Raw genomic sequence first — 16,036 nt, 5'->3', positions numbered from 1 at the left:
TCGCTCCTGCTGGGCCCATCCTCGCCGATCACCCACCCCGCAGGCCATCGAGGCGGTCGACGTAGCCGGTGAGCTCGCCGTAGCCGCGGCCCCGCAGCGGCCGCTCGCCGCGGTGGCCCCCGTAGCGGAGCGCACCCTCCCAGTAGGTGGCCGAGGCCGTGGTCAGCTCCTGATCGGCCATCTGCGGCGTGATCGCCAGCTCCAGCTCCAGCCGTGGAATGGTGAGCGTCCAGGCGGCGGGGTAGGTGGCACCGCTGTGGGGGCTCCGCCAGGTGCGCTTCACCGTGAGCACATAGTCGTCGGCGCCGAGCTCCACCGCCTCATCGCCGGCGATCCAGCGGCCGCCGCTGAAGGGCTCCTTGCCGCCGTCCTCCCGGCGCAGGCCGTAGAGCATCAGGGCGCAGCCGTCCTCGAACTGGGCGGAGAACCAGTCCCAGCCGACGGTGCCGGGGCTGAGAACGCTGGTGGAGAACTCATGGTCTTTCCAGCTGACGCCGCGGACGGCGTAGGTGCGGCCCGCCACCGTGATGGTGCCCTCGCTGGGCTGCTGCACCAGGGAGTAGTAGTGGGAGGCTTTGCCCGGCTCGGTCCCCTTGCGGCTGAGGCCGTCCTGGCCCTGGAGCACGGGGGGCCGGCTCTGGCGAAGGCTCAGGTCGATGGCCATGGCGTCGGTGCCGGCCTGGAGGCGCACCCGGTCGGGTCCCTCGGTACTGATGCGCCAGTCGTTGAGCCAGACCGCATAGGGATCGGCCTTGGCCCCAGCCAGCCCCAGGGCGCCGCGGGCGAAGCGCTCCTCCTGGAGGAAGGAACCGGCGGCGATGTCGCTGACGGTGAAATGGGCAGAGAAGACCTGGGGGGTGCGCCACGGGGAACCGGCGCTCGTGGCCGTAGCCCCAGGCTCAGCGGGGGCAGCTGGGGCTTGAGAGGTGGCTGAACCGTCGGGTGCGGCTGGGCCGTCGGGGGCCAGGGCCTGGCGGAAGAACGTCAGCTGGTAGCCGAACGGGCGACCGTCGTCGCCCTCCAGATTGCCCGTGTAGTACCACCACTCGGTCCGGTACTCGGGATGGGGGCCGAAGTCGGCGGGGAACTGCCAGCGACGCGGGCTGAAGGCCCGGACGAACCCCACGGGTTCCGGCGTCTCCCCCCAGCGGATGCCGCTGCTGGCCCCGGCCGGTGCCGCTCCGGCCAGGCCCAGCAGCAGCACGGCCACCAGGGCCAGCAGGGTGCGCAGGGGATGGGGGTGCTTCATTCCTGCCGCAGCGCCTCGCTGATGTTCATGCGGCCGAGGCGCAGGGCCGGGTAGAGGCCCGCCAGCAGCGCCGCCCCCACCGCCACCAGCAGGGACTGGACGAAGAAGCGGGGCTCCAGTGCGATCTGCAGGGTCCAGCCGAAGGAGCGCACGTTGATCACATGCACCAGCACCCAGGCCAGCCCGTAGCCCAGGGGCATCGAGCAGGTGCCGGCCAGCAGACCCATCAGGCCGGTCTCCAGCAGGGTGAGGCGCCCCAGCTGGAGGGGCGTCATGCCGCCGGCCCTCAGCACGGCGAACTCCCGGCCCCGCTCCAGCTGCAGGCTCATCAGGGTGCTGAAGATGCCGATGAAGGCCACCAGCACCGTCAGCAGCTGCAGGGCGCCGGTGATGGCGAAGGTGCGATCGAAGATCTCCAGCGATCCCTGCCGCAGGGCGCCGTTGGTCTGCACCAGCAGGCTCTGGCGGCTGCGGAAACCCTCCCGCAGGTCGGCGGCCACCGCCTCGGGCTCCACGCCCGGGGCCAGGAACAGCCCCAGAGAGGCGACGTTGTCGTCGTGCCAGAGCTCCGCCACCTGGGAGCGGTCCATCAGCAAGCTGCCGCGGTCGGAGGAATAGTCGTAGAAGACGGCGACCACCGGGAAGCTCCTTTCGCCGTCAGGGGTTTCGAGCCTGACCTGCTCGGGGATGGCGCCCTGGCCATCGCGCAGGTAGACGGCCTCGGAGAGAATCACCCCCTCGCGGGCTGCCAGGGCGGCGAAGGGATCGTCAACGCCCGGGCGGACCCAGGCGTAGGGGCGCCGGCCGGCGGAGACGTCGCCACCGGCGGCGATCAGGGTGATGTCCCGGTCCTGGTCGACCAGGTGCACGTCGAAGCTGTTGTAGGTGACCAGGGCCCGCAGGTCGGGGCGCGCCGCGACGGCCCGGACGATGGCGGGATCCACCTTGCCCAGCACCCGGTTGGCCGTGGTGCTGGGCGGAGAGACGAACAGGTCGGCCTGGAGGGTCTGGTCGAGCCAGGTGACCACCGTGCCCCGGAAGGAGCCGATCATGATCGAGAGCCCCACGATCACCGACACCGCCACCATCAGGGCCGCCACGGCCACCGCGGTGCGGCTGAGGGAGCGCAGGATGTCACGGGGGGCGAGGCGGGCCACCACCCCGAAGCCCCCGCCCGCCCGGCCCAGAATCCCCATGACGGCGGCCAGGACGGGCGGCATCAGCAGGGCGGCCCCCATCAGCAGGGCGAACAGGCCGGCGAAGGCGGGAACCAGGCCGCGGCTGTCCCAGCGCAGCAACAGCACCCCCAGGCCGCCGCTGAAGGCGGCGGCCGGCAGGAACCAGGGCAGCAGCCGCTGCCAGCCGGCCTCGAGGCTGGAACGCTGCAGGGTCATCTGCGGCGGGGTGGCCATCGCCTCCCAGGCGGGCAGGGCCGAGGCCACCAGGGCCGAAGCCACCCCCACCAGCAGCCCCTTCGCCAGGGTGAATCCCGAGAGGCTGATCTGCCGCACCGAGACCACGAAGTAGAAGTCGTTGATCGTCTGGGTGATCAGGCCGACGACAGTGCGCCCCAGCACCACCCCCAGCACCAGGCCCAGCAGGGACCCCACCAGGCTGAACAGGGCCGCCTCCCCCAGGATCAGCGTGAACAGCTGGCCCCGGGTCACCCCCAGGCAGCGCAGCACACCGAAGAGGCTGCGGCGCTGCACCACGCTGAAGGTCACCGTGTTGTAGATGAGAAAGATACCCACCACCATGGCCAGCAGGCTCATGGCGGTGAGGTTGAGCTCGAAGGCGGCCGTCATCTGCTGCACGGCATTGCCACGGGCCGCCGCCGTCTCCAGCTTCAGCCCGGCGGGCAACCAGGTGCGGATGGCCTGCTCCTCGGCGGGACCCTCCAGGATCAGATCGATGTGGCCCAGGGCCGGGGCCGCAGCGGCGCCGGCGGGGGCGAGCAGGTCCTGGGCGGTGGCGATGTCCACCAGCAGCAGGGTCTCCAGCCCACGGCGCTCCAGGGCCGAATCACTGCTGACGCTGCCCACCAGCCGCAGGGCCGACGTCCGCCCGCCCAGATCGAGATGCAGGGTGCCGGAGGCGTCGGCGGCGCCGGGGTGGAGGCCGTAGCGCTCGGCGGTCTCGGCGGCGATCACCGCCGTGCCGGGCTCGGTGAGGAAGGGAACGAAGCCCCTGCCGCCGGGTTTCCCGCCTCCGCCTTGGCCATCGCCGTCGCCGCCCAGGAGGCCGCGGAACGGACCCTCGCTGAACAGATCGACCCCCACCAGCCGCAGCAGTTCCCCGTCCAGCTCCTCGGCCCGGCCGTAGGCCTCGATCACCGGCGCGGCGGGGATCTCCGGAAAGCGGCGGCGCAGCGCCACGAAGGTGGCGTCGGGGACGCCACCGGGACCGATCGCCACCAGCCGATGGCTGGTGCGGCCGGTGATGGCATCGGTGGAGAGGGAGAAGGCCCGCTGGGCCGAGCCGCTGGCCAGATCGATCGACACCAGCATCGCCACCCCCAGGGCGATGCCCAGGATGCAGAGCAGGTACTGGAGCGGTCGGCGGCGCCAGCGCCGGGCCGCAAGACGCCACAGGGGCCCGTTGCGGACCACGGGCGGTGCCTCCCCCTGGCTCATGCCGCCACCGCAGCCGCAGGGGCGGACGCTTCGAGCAGGTGGCCGTCCTGCACCCGCAGCACCCGGTCGGCCCGGCCGGCGATGGCCCCGTTGTGGGTGGCCATGATCAGGGTGCGGCCCTGCTGGCGGGTGAGATCGATCAGCAGCTCCAGCACCTGCTCGCCGGTGTGTTCGTCGAGGTTGCCGGTGGGCTCGTCGGCCAGGATCAGCAGGGGCTGGTGCAGCAGGGCGCGGGCGATGGCCACCCGCTGCTGCTGGCCGCCGGAGAGCTTGTCGGGCCTGGTGGAAGCGCGGTCGGCCAGGCCCACCCGGGCGAGCAGATCGCGGGCGGCCGTCTCCAGGGCCGGCCGGGGCCGACCCGCCAGCTCACCGGGCAGGGTGACGTTCTCCAGCACCGAGAGGGTGGGGATGAGATTGAAGAACTGGAAGATGAAGCCGATGTGGTCGCGGCGGAACAGGGTGCGGTGGCGCTCGCCGAGGGCCGTCAGGTCCACCCCGCCGATGCCCACGCTGCCGGAGGAGGGGGTGTCGATGCCGCCGATCAGGTGCAGAAGGGTGCTCTTGCCGCTGCCGCTCTGGCCCAGCAGGACGACGAACTGGCCGGGGGCGATGGTCAGGTCGACGGCCTGCAGCACCGTCCGCTCGCTCTCCCCCTCCTGGAACCGCTTGCTGAGCCCCCGCAGTTCGATCGCGGAGGCCGGGGGCGCGTCAAGGGGCGCATCAGGCATTCAGTCAACGGCCTGGCGGCCACCACCACAGGAGCCGAACCAAGGTAGGGAGCCCGCGTCGCTCACCGGGAGCGGGCGCTGAACCAGCGGGCCAGGGCCGACACGTCCTCGTCGCCATGGCCCGCCGCGATCAGGTCGTCCTCCATCGCCGCCACCAGCTCGGCCACCGGCAGCCCCAGGCCCCCGGCGGAGGCGGCCTCCAGGGCGATCGCCAGATCCTTGCGATGCAGCCGCAGCCGGAACCCGAGCGGGAATTCACCCCGGAGCATGGCGCCGGCGCGGTGCTCCAGGGCCCAGGAGCCGGCGGCCCCACCCACCAGCGCCTGCCGCACCTCCTCCATCGGCAGGCCGAGCCGCTGCCCGAGGGCCATGGCCTCGGCCACCGCCGCGTAGCTGCCCGCGACCAGCACCTGGTTGACGGCCTTCGCCGCCTGGCCCGCCCCCACCGGACCGATCGCCGTGATCGTCCGGCCCACGGCCTCCAGCACCGGCCGGGCCCGCTCCAGGTCGGCGGCCGCTCCCCCCACCAGCACCGCGAGGGTGCCGGCCCGGGCCCCCTCGGTGCCGCCGGTCACCGGCGCATCCAGATAGGCCACGCTGCGGGCGGCCAGGGCGTCCGCCATGGCCCGGGAGGTGGCGGGGGCGATGGTGGAGAAATCGACCACCAGGGCGCCGGGGACCAGGCCCTCCACAGCGGCGGCGGCGGCGTCGCCCCCCTCCCCCAGCAGCACCGCCGCCACCGCCGCGTCGTCGCTCAGGCAGAGGGCGAGCACCGCGGCGCCCCGGGCCGCCGCCGCAGGCGTGGCTGCCCGTGTGGCCCCGGCGACGGCCAGGGGCAGCTCCCGCTCCCGATGGCGGTTATGGACCGTGAGCGGGAAGCCCTGGGCCAGCAGGTTGGCCGCCATCGGCGCGCCCAGGGCCCCGAGGCCGATGAAACCGACGGGTGTAGCCACGGGGCGTCGTCAGACGTTGAACAGGAACTCCATCACATCGCCCTCGGCCACCACATACTCCTTGCCCTCGCTGCGCAGCCAGCCCCGGTTGCGGGCCTCGGCCAGGGTGCCGGCCTCGAGCAGCTGGGCGTAGGCGATGGTCTGGGCACGGATGAAGCCGCGCTCGAAATCGGTATGGATCACACCGGCCGCCTGGGGGGCGGTCATGCCGGCGGTGATCGTCCAGGCCCGGGTCTCCTTCTCGCCGGTGGTGAAGTAGGTGCGCAGGCCCAGCAGGCGATAGGTGGCGCGAATCAGGCTCTGCAGCCCGCCCTCACTGACACCCAGACCGGCCAGGTAGTCGGCGCGCTCCTCGGCGGCCAGATCCACCAGCTCGGCCTCCACCTGGGCGGAGATGCGCACCGCTTCAGCCCCCTCCCGGGCGGCCAGGGCCTCGACGGCGGCCACCCAGGCATTGCCGTCCGCCAGGTCGTCCTCACTCACATTGGTGGCGTAGATGATCGGCTTGCCGGTCAGCAGGCCCAGGTTGCGCACCAGGGCCTGCTCCTCCTCGCTCAGGCTCACCCGCCGCACGGCGCCGCCCTGCTCCAGCTCCGCCTGCAGCCGGGCCAGGGCACCGTCCTCCTCGGCGGCCTCCTTGCTGGTGCGCATCTGTTTCTTGAGCCGCTCGCGCCGCTTCTCGATCTGGGCCAGATCCGCCAGGCCCAGCTCCAGGTTGATGATCTCGGCGTCCCGCACCGGGTCGACGCTGCCGGAGACGTGGATCACGTCATCGTCCTCAAAGCAGCGCACCACGTGGACGATGGCATCGACTTCGCGGATGTTGGCCAGGAACTTGTTGCCGAGTCCCTCTCCCTGGCTGGCCCCCTGCACCAGCCCGGCGATGTCCACGAATTCCACCCGTGTCGGCACGATCTCCTTGGAACTGGAGAGATCGGAGAGCTTCTGCAGGCGCTCGTCGGGAACCGCCACCACCCCCACGTTGGGCTCGATGGTGCAGAAGGGGAAATTGGCCGCCTGGGCCTGGGCGTTGGCCACCAGGGCGTTGAAGAGGGTCGACTTGCCCACGTTGGGCAGCCCGACGATTCCGGCTTTGAGCATGGGGGAAATGTAGGGGGCGCCCGGACGGGGCCCTTCGGTCACCCGCCATCCACAACCCTCGCGCAGACAGGCGAAACTGACGGCAGCGATTCGCCGGCCCATTCCCGCCATCACCCCCCTGCCGCCGGCCCCCGCCCCCACCCAGGACGCGCCCCCGCCCCCGACCGCGCCGCCGAAGGGCCGGCGCCGCGGCCGCCGCCGCCGCCTCTGGATCGGCCTGGCGGTGGGCCTGGCCCTTCTCGCCACGGCCGGCCTCTGGCAGCGCCAGCGCCAGCAGGCCGGCCGCGATCTGGCCCCCTTCACCGTGGTGGCCCGCGAGGGCTCCCTGCCCGGGGTGATCACCGCCAGCGGCGAGCTCGATGCCGTCAAGCGGGTGAATGTCAGCCCCAAGCGCCAGGGGGTGCTGCTGGAGCTGATGGTCGACGAGGGCGACACGGTGCGCCGGGGCCAGCCCCTGGCCCTGATGGATGACGGCGACCTGCGCGACCGGCTGATGGAACTGCAGGCCAACGTGCAGTCGGCGGAGTCGGAACAGCGCCGCAGCGACAGCGAGCTGCGCCGCAACGAACCCCTGTTCCGCCAGGGGGCCATCAGCCTCGACACCATGAACCGCTTCCGCTCGGAGGCGGAGGTGCGGCGCCTGGCCACCGCCGCCGCCCGGCAACGGCTGAGGCAGCGCATGGTGGAGAAGGACGAACTGATCGTGCGGGCCCCCTTCGATGGGGTGATCAGCCAGCGCTACGCCGAACCGGGCGCCTTCGTCACCCCCACCACCACCGCGTCGGCCACCGCCGGCGCCACCAGCTCCTCGATCGTGGAGCTCTCGGAAGGGCTGGAGGTGGTCGCCAAGGTGCCCGAGAGCGACATCGGCCGTCTGCGGGTGGGACTGCCCGCCAGCGTGCGCGTCGATGCCTTCCCCGACCGTCGCTTCCAGGCCACCGTGCGCCAGATCGCCCCGCGGGCGGTGAAGACCAACAACGTCACCTCCTTCGAAGTGAAGCTGCAGCTGACCGATCCGGCCCCGGAACTGCGCATCGGCATGACCGCCGACATCGACTTCCAGACCGGCACCCTTCAGGCCCGGACCGTGGTGCCCACCGTCGCCATCGTCACGGAGGACGGCCGGCCGGGGGTGCTGCTGGTGGGCAAGGGCCAGGAGCCCACCTTCCAGCCCGTGGAGCTCGGCGCCAGCAGCGGCAAGGACACCCAGATCCTCTCGGGCCTGGAGAGCGGCACCCGGGTGTTCATCGATCTGCCCCCCTGGGCCAAGAAGCGCCCCTAGGAGCCGCTTGCCTTGAGGGGGGCCAGGCCCAGGAAGCGGCGGGCCGCCTCCACGATCCGGCCGCTGGCCGCCCCGTCACCGAAGGGATTGTGGGCCTGGGCCATGGCCCCGTAGGCCTGTGGGTCCTCCAGGAGCCGGCTGGCCTCGCTGAGGATCGCGTCGCTGTCGGTGCCGATCAGTTTCGCCGTGCCCGCCGCCACCGCTTCGGGTCGCTCGGTGGTGCGGCGCAGCACCAGCACGGGCTTGCCCAGGGCGGGGGCCTCCTCCTGCAGACCGCCCGAATCGGTGAGCAGCAGCGTACAGCCCCGCATCGCCGCCACCAGCCGGTCGTAGTCGAGCGGCTCGATCAGGAAGGCGCGGGGGTGGGAGCCGAGCAGGGCCTGCAGGGGCTCCCGCACCGTGGGGTTGCGGTGCAGCGGCAGCAGCAGGGCGGTGTCGGGGAAGCGGTCGAGCAGGGCCAGGAAGCCCCGGCCGATGTCCTGGAGGCGCTCGCCCCAGTTCTCGCGGCGGTGCACGGTGGCCAGCAGCACCCGCTGGTTCTGCCAGTCGAGGCCGGGCAGGTCCCAGTCGGGGGCAGAGCGGGCCATCAGCAGCAGGGCATCAATGACCGTGTTGCCGGTGGTGAGGATCTCGCCCACCACCCCCGAGGCCCGCAGATTCGCCGCCGACTGGGCCGTGGGGGCGAAGTGCAGGCGGGCCAGCTGGGAGATCAGGCGGCGGTTGGCTTCCTCGGGGAAGGGGTCGAGCAGGTCGTCGGTGCGCAGGCCCGCCTCCACATGGCCGACCGGGATCTGCTCGTAGAAGGCGGCCAGGGCGCTGGCGAAGGCGGTGGTGGTGTCGCCCTGCACCAGCACGAGATCGGGGCGGTGCGACTCGAACTCCTGCTTCAGTCCCTGCAGGGCCGCGCAGGTGACGTGGGTGAGGGTCTGCTTCGGGGCCATCAGGGCCAGGTCATGGTCGGCGGCGAGGCCGAACAGGTGCATCACCTGGGTGACCATCTCGCGGTGCTGTCCCGTGAGGACAACGCGGGTGCGGAAGTCCGGCGACCGCTGGAAGGCCAGGATCACCGGAGCCAGCTTGATGGCCTCGGGGCGTGTGCCCAGAACGATGCTGACCAGAGGCTGTGGGGACACGGGCCGACGCGGGTCGGAGGATCCTAGGCAGCCCGGGTTCAGCGCTTCCCCCGCCCTGCGCGGCACCGCTCGGCCCCGTGTCCACAGATCGAAATCCGCCCCTAGGATCCGGCCCGGAGCGACACAGCCTTCGGCGCATTCGCCCAGGTCTCAGCGGATCCGCCCGACGCGGATTCGCTCAACGGATTTCACCAGCGGGATCGCCCCGCGCTCCAGCCGCGTTCCTCGATGTCCCAGTCCCACCCGCCACCGCCACCACCCCCCGTGGGCGTTCAGCCCAGGGGCTCCCTTTTCGCCGAGGCGATGCCGATGTCGGCGGAGGGTGGATCCCCGCCGACCCTGGAGCAGATCGTTCGGGTGGCCTTCGAGCGCAACTTCTCCGACATCCACCTCGGCGTCGGGGAGGAGCCCCGGTTCCGCAGCCGCGGCGACATGATCCTGGCCGGCCTGGGCGTGACCGATGGCAACACCTTCCGCGACTGGCTGCGGGAGATCCTGGAGCCGGCCCAGATCGATCGTTTCTTCCAGCAGAAGGAATACGACGGCTCCTTCGCCTTCGGCTTCGTGCGGGTGCGCATCAACCTGCTCGAATCCCTTCAGGGCCCGGCGATGGTCCTGCGGTTGATTCCCCAGGCCATTCCCACCATCGACGAGCTCAATCTGCCGCCGGTGCTCAAGGATCTGGCCCAGCGTCCCAAGGGCATGCTGCTGGTCACCGGCCCGACGGGGTCAGGCAAGAGCACCACCCTGGCGGCGGTGATCGACCACATCAACCGCACGATGAAGCGCCACATCCTCACCATCGAGGATCCGGTGGAATTCGTGCATCAGAGCCGCCAGTCCCTGATCCGCCAGCGGGAACTGGGCAGCCACACCCGCCACTTCAAGACCGCCCTCCGCGCCGCCCTGCGGGAAGATCCCGACGTGATCCTGGTGGGGGAGATCCGTGACCAGGACACCCTCACCACCGCGATCGAAGCCTCCCAGACCGGACACCTGCTGCTGGGAACCCTGCACACCAACTCGGCGGTGCGTTCCGTCGAGCGGATGCTGGGCATGTACCCCCCCGACGAACAGGAGATCGTCCGGCGTTCGGTGGCCGATTCGCTCCTGGGGGTGATTTCCCAGGGCCTGATCAAGACGGTGGATGGCAAAAGGGCCTCCTACCACGACGTCTTCATCAACACCGATGCCTGCAAGGACTACATCTTGCGGGCCAATCTCGATGAGATCGAGGCGATCATGGCCCGCAGCGGCTTTGACGGCATGATCACCTCCAACCAGTACCTGGCGAATCTGGTCTCTTCCGGCAGGGTTCATGCCGAGGAGGCCCTAGCCGCCAGCCTCAGACCCGGCGAGCTGGCCCAGACGCTGCGGGGTCGAACCTGAGCCGGCAAATCCTGGCCGGGGGCCGGGCAGGACCTCAGCCTCCCACCAGCCGCACCAGCAGCAGTACACCAAGCCCGACGGAAAGCCCGAGCATGGCCAGACGGCCATTCCAGATCTCGGCCTGGGGGGTGAACCCCCGCCGCCAGGCGTTGAGCTCCTGCTGGGACACGGGTTCCGTGTCGCTGAGGGAGGATTCGACCTGCTCGAGGGGCAGGGGATTCGCGGGGGCCATCGGGCCAGACCTAGGGCGACCCTCTCACCATAGGGGCATCAAAAGGGGGGCTGTGGCGCATAGAGCCCTCCGGCCAGCTCCAGGGGGAGCCGGGGGGCCACCCCCAGGCTGATCCCGCTGTGCCCCCCGGCCTCGAGCCGTTCGATCGCCGCCAGGCCCACCATGGCGGCGTTGTCGGTGCAGTAAGCCAGGGGCGCGACGCGCCAGCACAGGCCGCGGGCGGCGGTGGCCTCCGCCATCAGGCGGCGCAGGCGTCGGTTGGCGGCCACGCCCCCCACCAGCACCACCGTCTCCAGGCCCGCGTCGACAGCGCAGCGGCAGCTGCGCTCCACCAGCACTTCCGCCACCCCCTGCTCGAAGCTCGCCGCCAGGTCGGCCACAGGCAAGGGAGCGCCCGCGGCGGCAAGCCGCTGCACCTGGCGCAGCACCGCCGTCTTGAGGCCGCTGAAGCTGAAGTCGTAGGGGTGGAAGCCCCCCTCGGGACGGGAGACCCTCCCCTTGGGAAAGCGGAAACGGCCGGGGTCGCCGCCGGCCGCCGCCGCCTCGATCGCCGGTCCGCCCGGGTAGCCCAGCCCGAGCAGCCGGGCCACCTTGTCGAAGCATTCACCGGCCGCATCGTCGCGACTGCGGCCCAGGCGGGTGTAGGCACCGGGGCCATCGACGCGGATCAGCTCGGTGTGGCCACCGCTGACCAGCAGCACCAGGTACGGACCCTCCGGCAGGGGATCGCCCAGGTGCACCGAGCAGAGGTGCCCCTCCAGGTGGTGCACCCCCAGGAAGGGCTTGCCATGCAACCGGGCCAGGGTGCGGGCCGTGACCGACCCCACCAGCAGGGCCCCGGCCAGGCCGGGGGCCACCGTGGCGGCGACGGCGTCGAGGTCGGCCATGGCCACGCCGCTTTCCTCCAGCACCCGGGCGATCAGGGCCGGCAGCGCCTCCACGTGGCGGCGCGAGGCGATCTCCGGCACCACCCCGCCCCAGCGGGCGTGCTCCTCCATCTGGGAGGCGACGGCCCCCGCCAGGACCCGCCGACCGGCCACGATCGCCGCCGCTGACTCGTCACAACTTGTTTCGAGGGCCAGAACCGTGCGCATGCTCCCGGAAGAGCTCCCCTACTGTCCGCACGAGCCATCCTGCCCCGCGGCAGTTCCCCCGCGGCCCCTCTCCATGCGCCGTCTTCTCTCCAGTCGTTCCTTCGCCATCCGGGCCTTCGCCCTGGTGGCGTCCGTGTTCCTGCTGTTCGGCTTCGCCCCCTCGGCCCGGGCCGACATCGGCGGACTCACCCCCTGCAGCGAGACCCCCCGCTTCCAGCAGCGCGCCGCCGCTGCCAGCACGGATCAGGCCAAGGCCCGTTTCGCCTACTACGGCCAGGCCCTCTGCGGCACCGATGGCCTGCCCCACCTGATCACCGACGGCCGCTGGAGCCACGCCGGTGACTTCACCATCCCCGGCCTGCTCTTCCTGTACATCGCCGGCACGATCGGCTGGGCCGGTCGCGGCTACCTGATCGCCGTCCGCGGCAGCAAGGACGCCACCATGCGCGAAATCCAGATCGATCTGCCCCTGGCCTTCAAGACCACCCTGGCAGCGGCCGTCTGGCCCCTGGCGGCCCTCAAGGAGTTCACCAGCGGAGCTCTGGTGGAATCCGACTCCAAAGTCACCGTTTCCCCCCGCTGATACGCAAGAGCCATGAAGAAATTCCTCTCCACCGCTCCCGTCGTGGCCGCCGTCTGGTTCACCCTGACCGCCGGCATCACGATTGAGATCTTCCGCTTCTTCCCGGATCTGATCATCCACCCCTGAAGACCGGATCCGGTCGGATGCATCCCCGCCAGCGGCCCTTGAACGGGCCGCTTTTTTCATGGCTGTCGTCAGTCGGCGTCGGCCAGCCCCAGCAGCCGCTCCAGCTCCTGCAGGGCCATGTCGAGGTCGGCGTTCACCAGCACGGCATCGAATTCCGCTTCGGCGGTGAGTTCCTCGCGGGCCCGCGCCAGCCGCCGCTGGATGGCCTCCTCGCTGTCGGTGCCGCGGCCGCGGATGCGGCGCTCCAGCTCCTCGAAGCTGGGCGGCTTGATCAGCACCTGGAAGGCCGCGGGGAAGGTGCGACGCACCTGGCGGGCCCCCTCCAGCTCGATCTCCAGCAGCACCGGCCGCCCCAGGACCAGCTGGGCCTCCACAGGGGCCCGGGGGGTGCCGTAGAGGTGGCCGGCGAACTCGGCCCACTCCAGGAAGCCCCCGCCGGCCACCTGGGCCTCGAAGTCGGGACGCGTCAGGAAGACGTAGTGCTGGCCGTCGCTCTCCCCGGGCCGGGGCGAACGGGTGGTGGCCGACACCGACAGCCACAGGGCGGGGTGCCGCTGCAGCAGCAGGGCCACCAGGGTCCCCTTGCCCACCCCGCTGGGGCCAGTGATCACCGTGAGCCGGCCGCTGGAGGGGGGGGAGTCCATGGATCGCTGGCGCTGGGGCGCACAGTAGGGGTGGACCGCATCGGGAAGCGACAGAGGAGGCGATGGCCCCAACCCCGTCCATCCAGGCCATGGATGTGACCAGCCTGCGCGCTGTACTGGCCGAGATGCGCCGCAGCCTGCTGCCCAGCCGTTTCGAGAAGGCCCAGCAGCCCGACGCCCACCGCCTGCAGCTGGGACTGCGCAGCCTGCGGGGCACCCTCTGGCTGGAGCTCAGCTGGCTGGCGGAGGCGCCGCGCCTGCTGGTGGTGGAACCACCCCTGAAGCAGGGCGAGGGCAGCACCCTGGCCCAGCAGCTGCAGCACGGCCTGCGCGGTCTGGCCCTGGTGAGCCTGGAGCAGCAGGGCTGGGAGCGGGTGGTGGCCCTGGGCTTCGCCCCCAGACCCGGCGAACCGATCCGGAGGCAGCTGGTGCTGGAGCTGATGGGGCGCCACAGCAACCTGTTCCTGATCGACGAAGAACAGCGGGTGATCGCCCTGGCCCGCCAGGTCCGCCAGGACCGGTCGCGGCTGCGGCCGATCGGCACCGGCGACCCCTACCAGCCGCCACCGCCCATGGCCGGTGAACCGCCCCGGCTGGAGGAGGAGGTCGCCTCCTGGCGGCGGCGCCTGGGCCTGCTGCCCCAGACGGTCGGCGAGGCCCTGATGGGCGCCTACCAGGGGATCGGCCCGGCCCTGGCCCGCCAGCTGGCGCAGGACGCGCTGGCCCGGCCCGTGCAGAGCCTGGAGGAGGAGGCCTGGCAGCGGCTCTGGCAACGCTGGCGGCTCTGGCTGGAGACGGTGGCCGAGGAGCGTTTCCAGCTGGGCTGGGGCGGCCCCAGCGACTACCGCTGCTGGGACCCCGAAGGTCCGCCGGCCGACGACGACTGGACGATCAACCGGGGGCTGGCGGGCTACTACGCCGATCGCCTCGGGCACCGGGAGCTGGAGCAGCGGCGGGCGAGCCTGCGGCAGCGGCTGCTGAACGCCGCGGCCCGGGAGCGCCGCAACGCCGAGCAGCAGCAGAGCCTGCTGGCGGCCGTGCCCGGCAGCGAGGCGATGCAGCGCCGGGCGGACGGCCTGCTCAGCCTGCCGTCGCCGTCGCGGGAGGAGATCGACGAAGCCCAGCGGCTGTACCGCCGGGCACGCAAGCTGCGCCGCTCCGTCGCCGCGATCACCCCGCGGCTGGAGCTGCACCAGCAGCGGCTGGCCGCCATCGAAGCCAGCCTCACCTTTCTGGAACAGGCGGAGAACGGGGCCCAGCTCGCCGCCGTGGAGGAGGACCTGCCCGTCCTGCTGCCCGCCCGGGACAGCCAGGGGCCGGGGCCGTCCCGGCGGGTGCGACGGGGGGCGGCCGGCGCCGCGCCGGCCCCGCTGGAGCTGCGCAGCAGCGGCGGCCTGCGGCTGCAGGTGGGTCGTAACCACCGCCAGAACGAATGGATCAGCCTGCAGCAGGCCCGGCGCGGCGACCTCTGGTTCCATGCCCAGGAGTGTCCGGGCAGCCACGTGGTGCTGAAGGGCTCGGAGGGCACCCCTGGCGAGGCGGACCTGCGGGAGGCGGCCGACCTGGCGGCCCACTTCAGCCGCGGGAGGGCCAACGGCCGGGTGCCGGTGGTGATGGTGCCGACCACGGATCTGCAGCGCATCGCCGGCGCCGGCCCCGGCACGGTGCGCCATCGGGGGGGCGAGGTGCTGTGGGCGGTGCCCGAGCGGGCCGCTGGTCTCCTCACCGCGCCCCCTAGGCTGCCGGGAACGGAACAGCCATGAGCGACCCCATCCCCGAGGACACATTCCCCGGCGAGGTGCACATGAGCCTGGTTGAGCACCTTGAGGAGCTCCGCCGGCGCGTGCTCCGCAGCCTGCTGGCGGTGGTGGTCGGCGCCGCCGCCTGCCTGCTGGCGGTGCGGCCCCTGGTGCGGCTGCTGGAGGTGCCGGCGGAGGGGATCCGCTTCCTGCAGCTGGCCCCGGGCGAATTCCTGTTCGTGTCGCTGAAGGTGGCCGGCTATGCGGGGCTCACCCTGGCCCTGCCCTACGTGATCTTCGAGATCCTGGCCTTCGTGCTGCCGGGTCTGACCCGGCGGGAGCGGCGGCTGGTGGCTCCCGCCGTCGCCGGCTCCACCGTGCTGTTCGCCGCCGGTCTGGCCTTCGCCTGGTGGGCCCTGGTGCCGGCGGCCCTGCGCTTCCTGGTGTCCTACGGGGCCGACGTGGTGGAGCCGATCTGGTCGATCGAGCGCTACCTCGACTTCGTGCTGCTGCTGATGGTGGCCACGGCCCTGGCCTTCCAGCTGCCGGTGCTGCAGCTGCTGCTGGGCGCCCTGGGGCTGATCGACTGGCGCACCATGCTGGGCGCCTGGCGCTGGGTGGTGCTGGTGGCGGCCCTGGCCGGGGCGGTGCTGACGCCCTCCACCGACCCGATCACGATGCTGCTGCTCACCGGCGCGATCACGGCGCTCTACCTGCTGGGGGTGGCCCTGGTGGCCCTGGCCGAGGGGCTGCGGCCCTCCCCGTCCCCCTCCGCCTGAACCGCCGGCGCCCCACCGGGATCAGAGCATGAACTCGCTGGCGCGCCCCGCCGGCAGCTCCAGGGGCAGGGACAGGGCCTTGCCCAGCCGGGGTTTGTCGGTGGTGGTGCGGAGCCACTGGCGCACCTGAGCCGCCACCCCGAGGCCGTTGAGGGAGCCCACCAGCTCCTCCAGGTGCTCCTCGTAGGCCTCGGGGGTGAGCGGAAACGACTGCTGCTCGAGGTAGCCCCACATCACGTGCAGATAGAGGCGGCCGCGGCGCTGGACCAGCTGCAGGTCATAGGAGGCCTGCCAGCGGCTGCGCAGCAGCTCCAGCAGCTCCTCCCGCCGCAGCGGTTCCGGTGAGGTCATGGCGGGCGGGGCACTCCACA

16 protein-coding genes are annotated in these 16,036 nt (G+C 72.0%); 6 read left to right on the top strand and 10 right to left on the bottom strand.

Annotated features, from left to right (window positions below; genetic code table 11):
• Positions 1–28 precede the first annotated feature (28 nt).
• The 5 genes from KBZ08_RS00425 to ychF all read right to left on the bottom strand — a co-directional run bounded on the left by KBZ08_RS00425 (position 29) and on the right by ychF (position 6,664).
• The gene (locus tag KBZ08_RS00425) at positions 29–1,249 is read right to left on the bottom strand and encodes a lipocalin-like domain-containing protein (protein ID WP_254970490.1); all 1,221 of its coding nucleotides are present in this window, start codon (positions 1,247–1,249) and stop codon (positions 29–31) included.
• The gene (locus KBZ08_RS00420) at positions 1,246–3,858 is read right to left on the bottom strand and encodes an ABC transporter permease (protein WP_254970488.1); all 2,613 of its coding nucleotides are present in this window, start codon (positions 3,856–3,858) and stop codon (positions 1,246–1,248) included. Before KBZ08_RS00420 ends, KBZ08_RS00425 begins: the two co-directional genes overlap by 4 nt.
• A gap of 20 nt (positions 3,859–3,878) precedes the next feature.
• Positions 3,879–4,610, bottom strand: coding sequence for an ABC transporter ATP-binding protein (locus KBZ08_RS00415; RefSeq protein ID WP_254970486.1), 732 nt, complete (start codon positions 4,608–4,610; stop codon positions 3,879–3,881).
• 62 nt (positions 4,611–4,672) lie between these two features.
• A complete protein-coding gene (locus KBZ08_RS00410; protein ID WP_254970484.1) occupies positions 4,673–5,563 on the bottom strand; it encodes an NAD(P)-dependent oxidoreductase in 891 nt (296 codons plus the stop codon).
• Positions 5,564–5,572: 9 nt separating this feature from the next.
• On the bottom strand, positions 5,573–6,664 hold the full coding sequence (gene ychF / locus KBZ08_RS00405) for a redox-regulated ATPase YchF (RefSeq protein WP_106220448.1): 1,092 nt from the start codon (positions 6,662–6,664) through the stop codon (positions 5,573–5,575).
• A 223-nt stretch (positions 6,665–6,887) separates the two neighbouring features.
• Between ychF and KBZ08_RS00400 the strand changes: the two genes are divergently transcribed.
• The gene (locus KBZ08_RS00400) at positions 6,888–7,946 is read left to right on the top strand and encodes an efflux RND transporter periplasmic adaptor subunit (RefSeq protein WP_106220447.1); all 1,059 of its coding nucleotides are present in this window, start codon (positions 6,888–6,890) and stop codon (positions 7,944–7,946) included.
• Here the strand turns inward: KBZ08_RS00400 and wecB are convergent.
• Complete coding sequence (wecB, locus tag KBZ08_RS00395) at positions 7,943–9,079, bottom strand: non-hydrolyzing UDP-N-acetylglucosamine 2-epimerase (RefSeq protein WP_254970481.1); 1,137 nt, start codon at positions 9,077–9,079, stop codon at positions 7,943–7,945. The genes KBZ08_RS00400 and wecB overlap by 4 nt on opposite strands.
• 228 nt (positions 9,080–9,307) lie before the next feature.
• Between wecB and KBZ08_RS00390 the strand changes: the two genes are divergently transcribed.
• Entirely contained in the window at positions 9,308–10,468 is a 1,161-nt protein-coding gene (locus KBZ08_RS00390) for a type IV pilus twitching motility protein PilT (RefSeq protein ID WP_254970480.1), read from the top strand.
• A gap of 34 nt (positions 10,469–10,502) precedes the next feature.
• On the opposite strand, the gene KBZ08_RS00385 is transcribed toward KBZ08_RS00390, so the two are convergent.
• Both KBZ08_RS00385 and tsaD read right to left on the bottom strand, forming a co-directional pair.
• A complete protein-coding gene (locus KBZ08_RS00385) occupies positions 10,503–10,700 on the bottom strand; it encodes a high light inducible protein (RefSeq protein ID WP_106220444.1) in 198 nt (65 codons plus the stop codon).
• Between the two features lie 38 nt (positions 10,701–10,738).
• A complete protein-coding gene (gene tsaD / locus KBZ08_RS00380) occupies positions 10,739–11,794 on the bottom strand; it encodes a tRNA (adenosine(37)-N6)-threonylcarbamoyltransferase complex transferase subunit TsaD (RefSeq protein WP_254970479.1) in 1,056 nt (351 codons plus the stop codon).
• Between the two features lie 73 nt (positions 11,795–11,867).
• On the opposite strand from tsaD, the gene KBZ08_RS00375 reads away from it, so the two are divergent.
• Both KBZ08_RS00375 and KBZ08_RS00370 read left to right on the top strand, forming a co-directional pair.
• Positions 11,868–12,377 (top strand): Photosystem I reaction center subunit III, encoded by a 510-nt coding sequence (locus KBZ08_RS00375; protein WP_106220442.1) that lies wholly within the window; start codon positions 11,868–11,870, stop codon positions 12,375–12,377.
• Positions 12,378–12,389: 12 nt separating this feature from the next.
• Positions 12,390–12,503: a Photosystem I reaction center subunit IX gene (locus KBZ08_RS00370; RefSeq protein WP_106220441.1), complete on the top strand. Its 114-nt coding sequence runs from the start codon at positions 12,390–12,392 to the stop codon at positions 12,501–12,503.
• Between the two features lie 68 nt (positions 12,504–12,571).
• On the opposite strand, the gene gmk is transcribed toward KBZ08_RS00370, so the two are convergent.
• Positions 12,572–13,147, bottom strand: coding sequence for a guanylate kinase (gene gmk, locus KBZ08_RS00365; RefSeq protein WP_254970478.1), 576 nt, complete (start codon positions 13,145–13,147; stop codon positions 12,572–12,574).
• Positions 13,148–13,209: 62 nt separating this feature from the next.
• On the opposite strand from gmk, the gene KBZ08_RS00360 reads away from it, so the two are divergent.
• Positions 13,210–14,910 carry an NFACT family protein gene (locus tag KBZ08_RS00360; RefSeq protein WP_254970476.1) on the top strand — a complete coding sequence of 567 codons (1,701 nt, stop codon included), beginning with the start codon at positions 13,210–13,212 and terminating at the stop codon, positions 14,908–14,910.
• Positions 14,907–15,665: a twin-arginine translocase subunit TatC gene (tatC, locus tag KBZ08_RS00355; RefSeq protein ID WP_106220438.1), complete on the top strand. Its 759-nt coding sequence runs from the start codon at positions 14,907–14,909 to the stop codon at positions 15,663–15,665. Before KBZ08_RS00360 ends, tatC begins: the two co-directional genes overlap by 4 nt.
• A gap of 21 nt (positions 15,666–15,686) precedes the next feature.
• Here tatC and KBZ08_RS00350 read toward each other — a convergent pair whose 3' ends face one another.
• The gene (locus KBZ08_RS00350) at positions 15,687–16,016 is read right to left on the bottom strand and encodes a DUF3067 family protein (RefSeq protein WP_219904057.1); all 330 of its coding nucleotides are present in this window, start codon (positions 16,014–16,016) and stop codon (positions 15,687–15,689) included.
• Positions 16,017–16,036 lie beyond the last annotated feature (20 nt).

Source organism: Cyanobium sp. Candia 9D4, from assembly GCF_024346155.1.
In the GTDB taxonomy this organism is placed as follows: Bacteria; Cyanobacteriota; Cyanobacteriia; order PCC-6307; family Cyanobiaceae; genus Cyanobium; species Cyanobium minutissimum.
The sequence above is the reverse complement of the archived record's forward strand: the minus strand, read 5'-3'. Positions and strand labels throughout refer to the sequence as shown.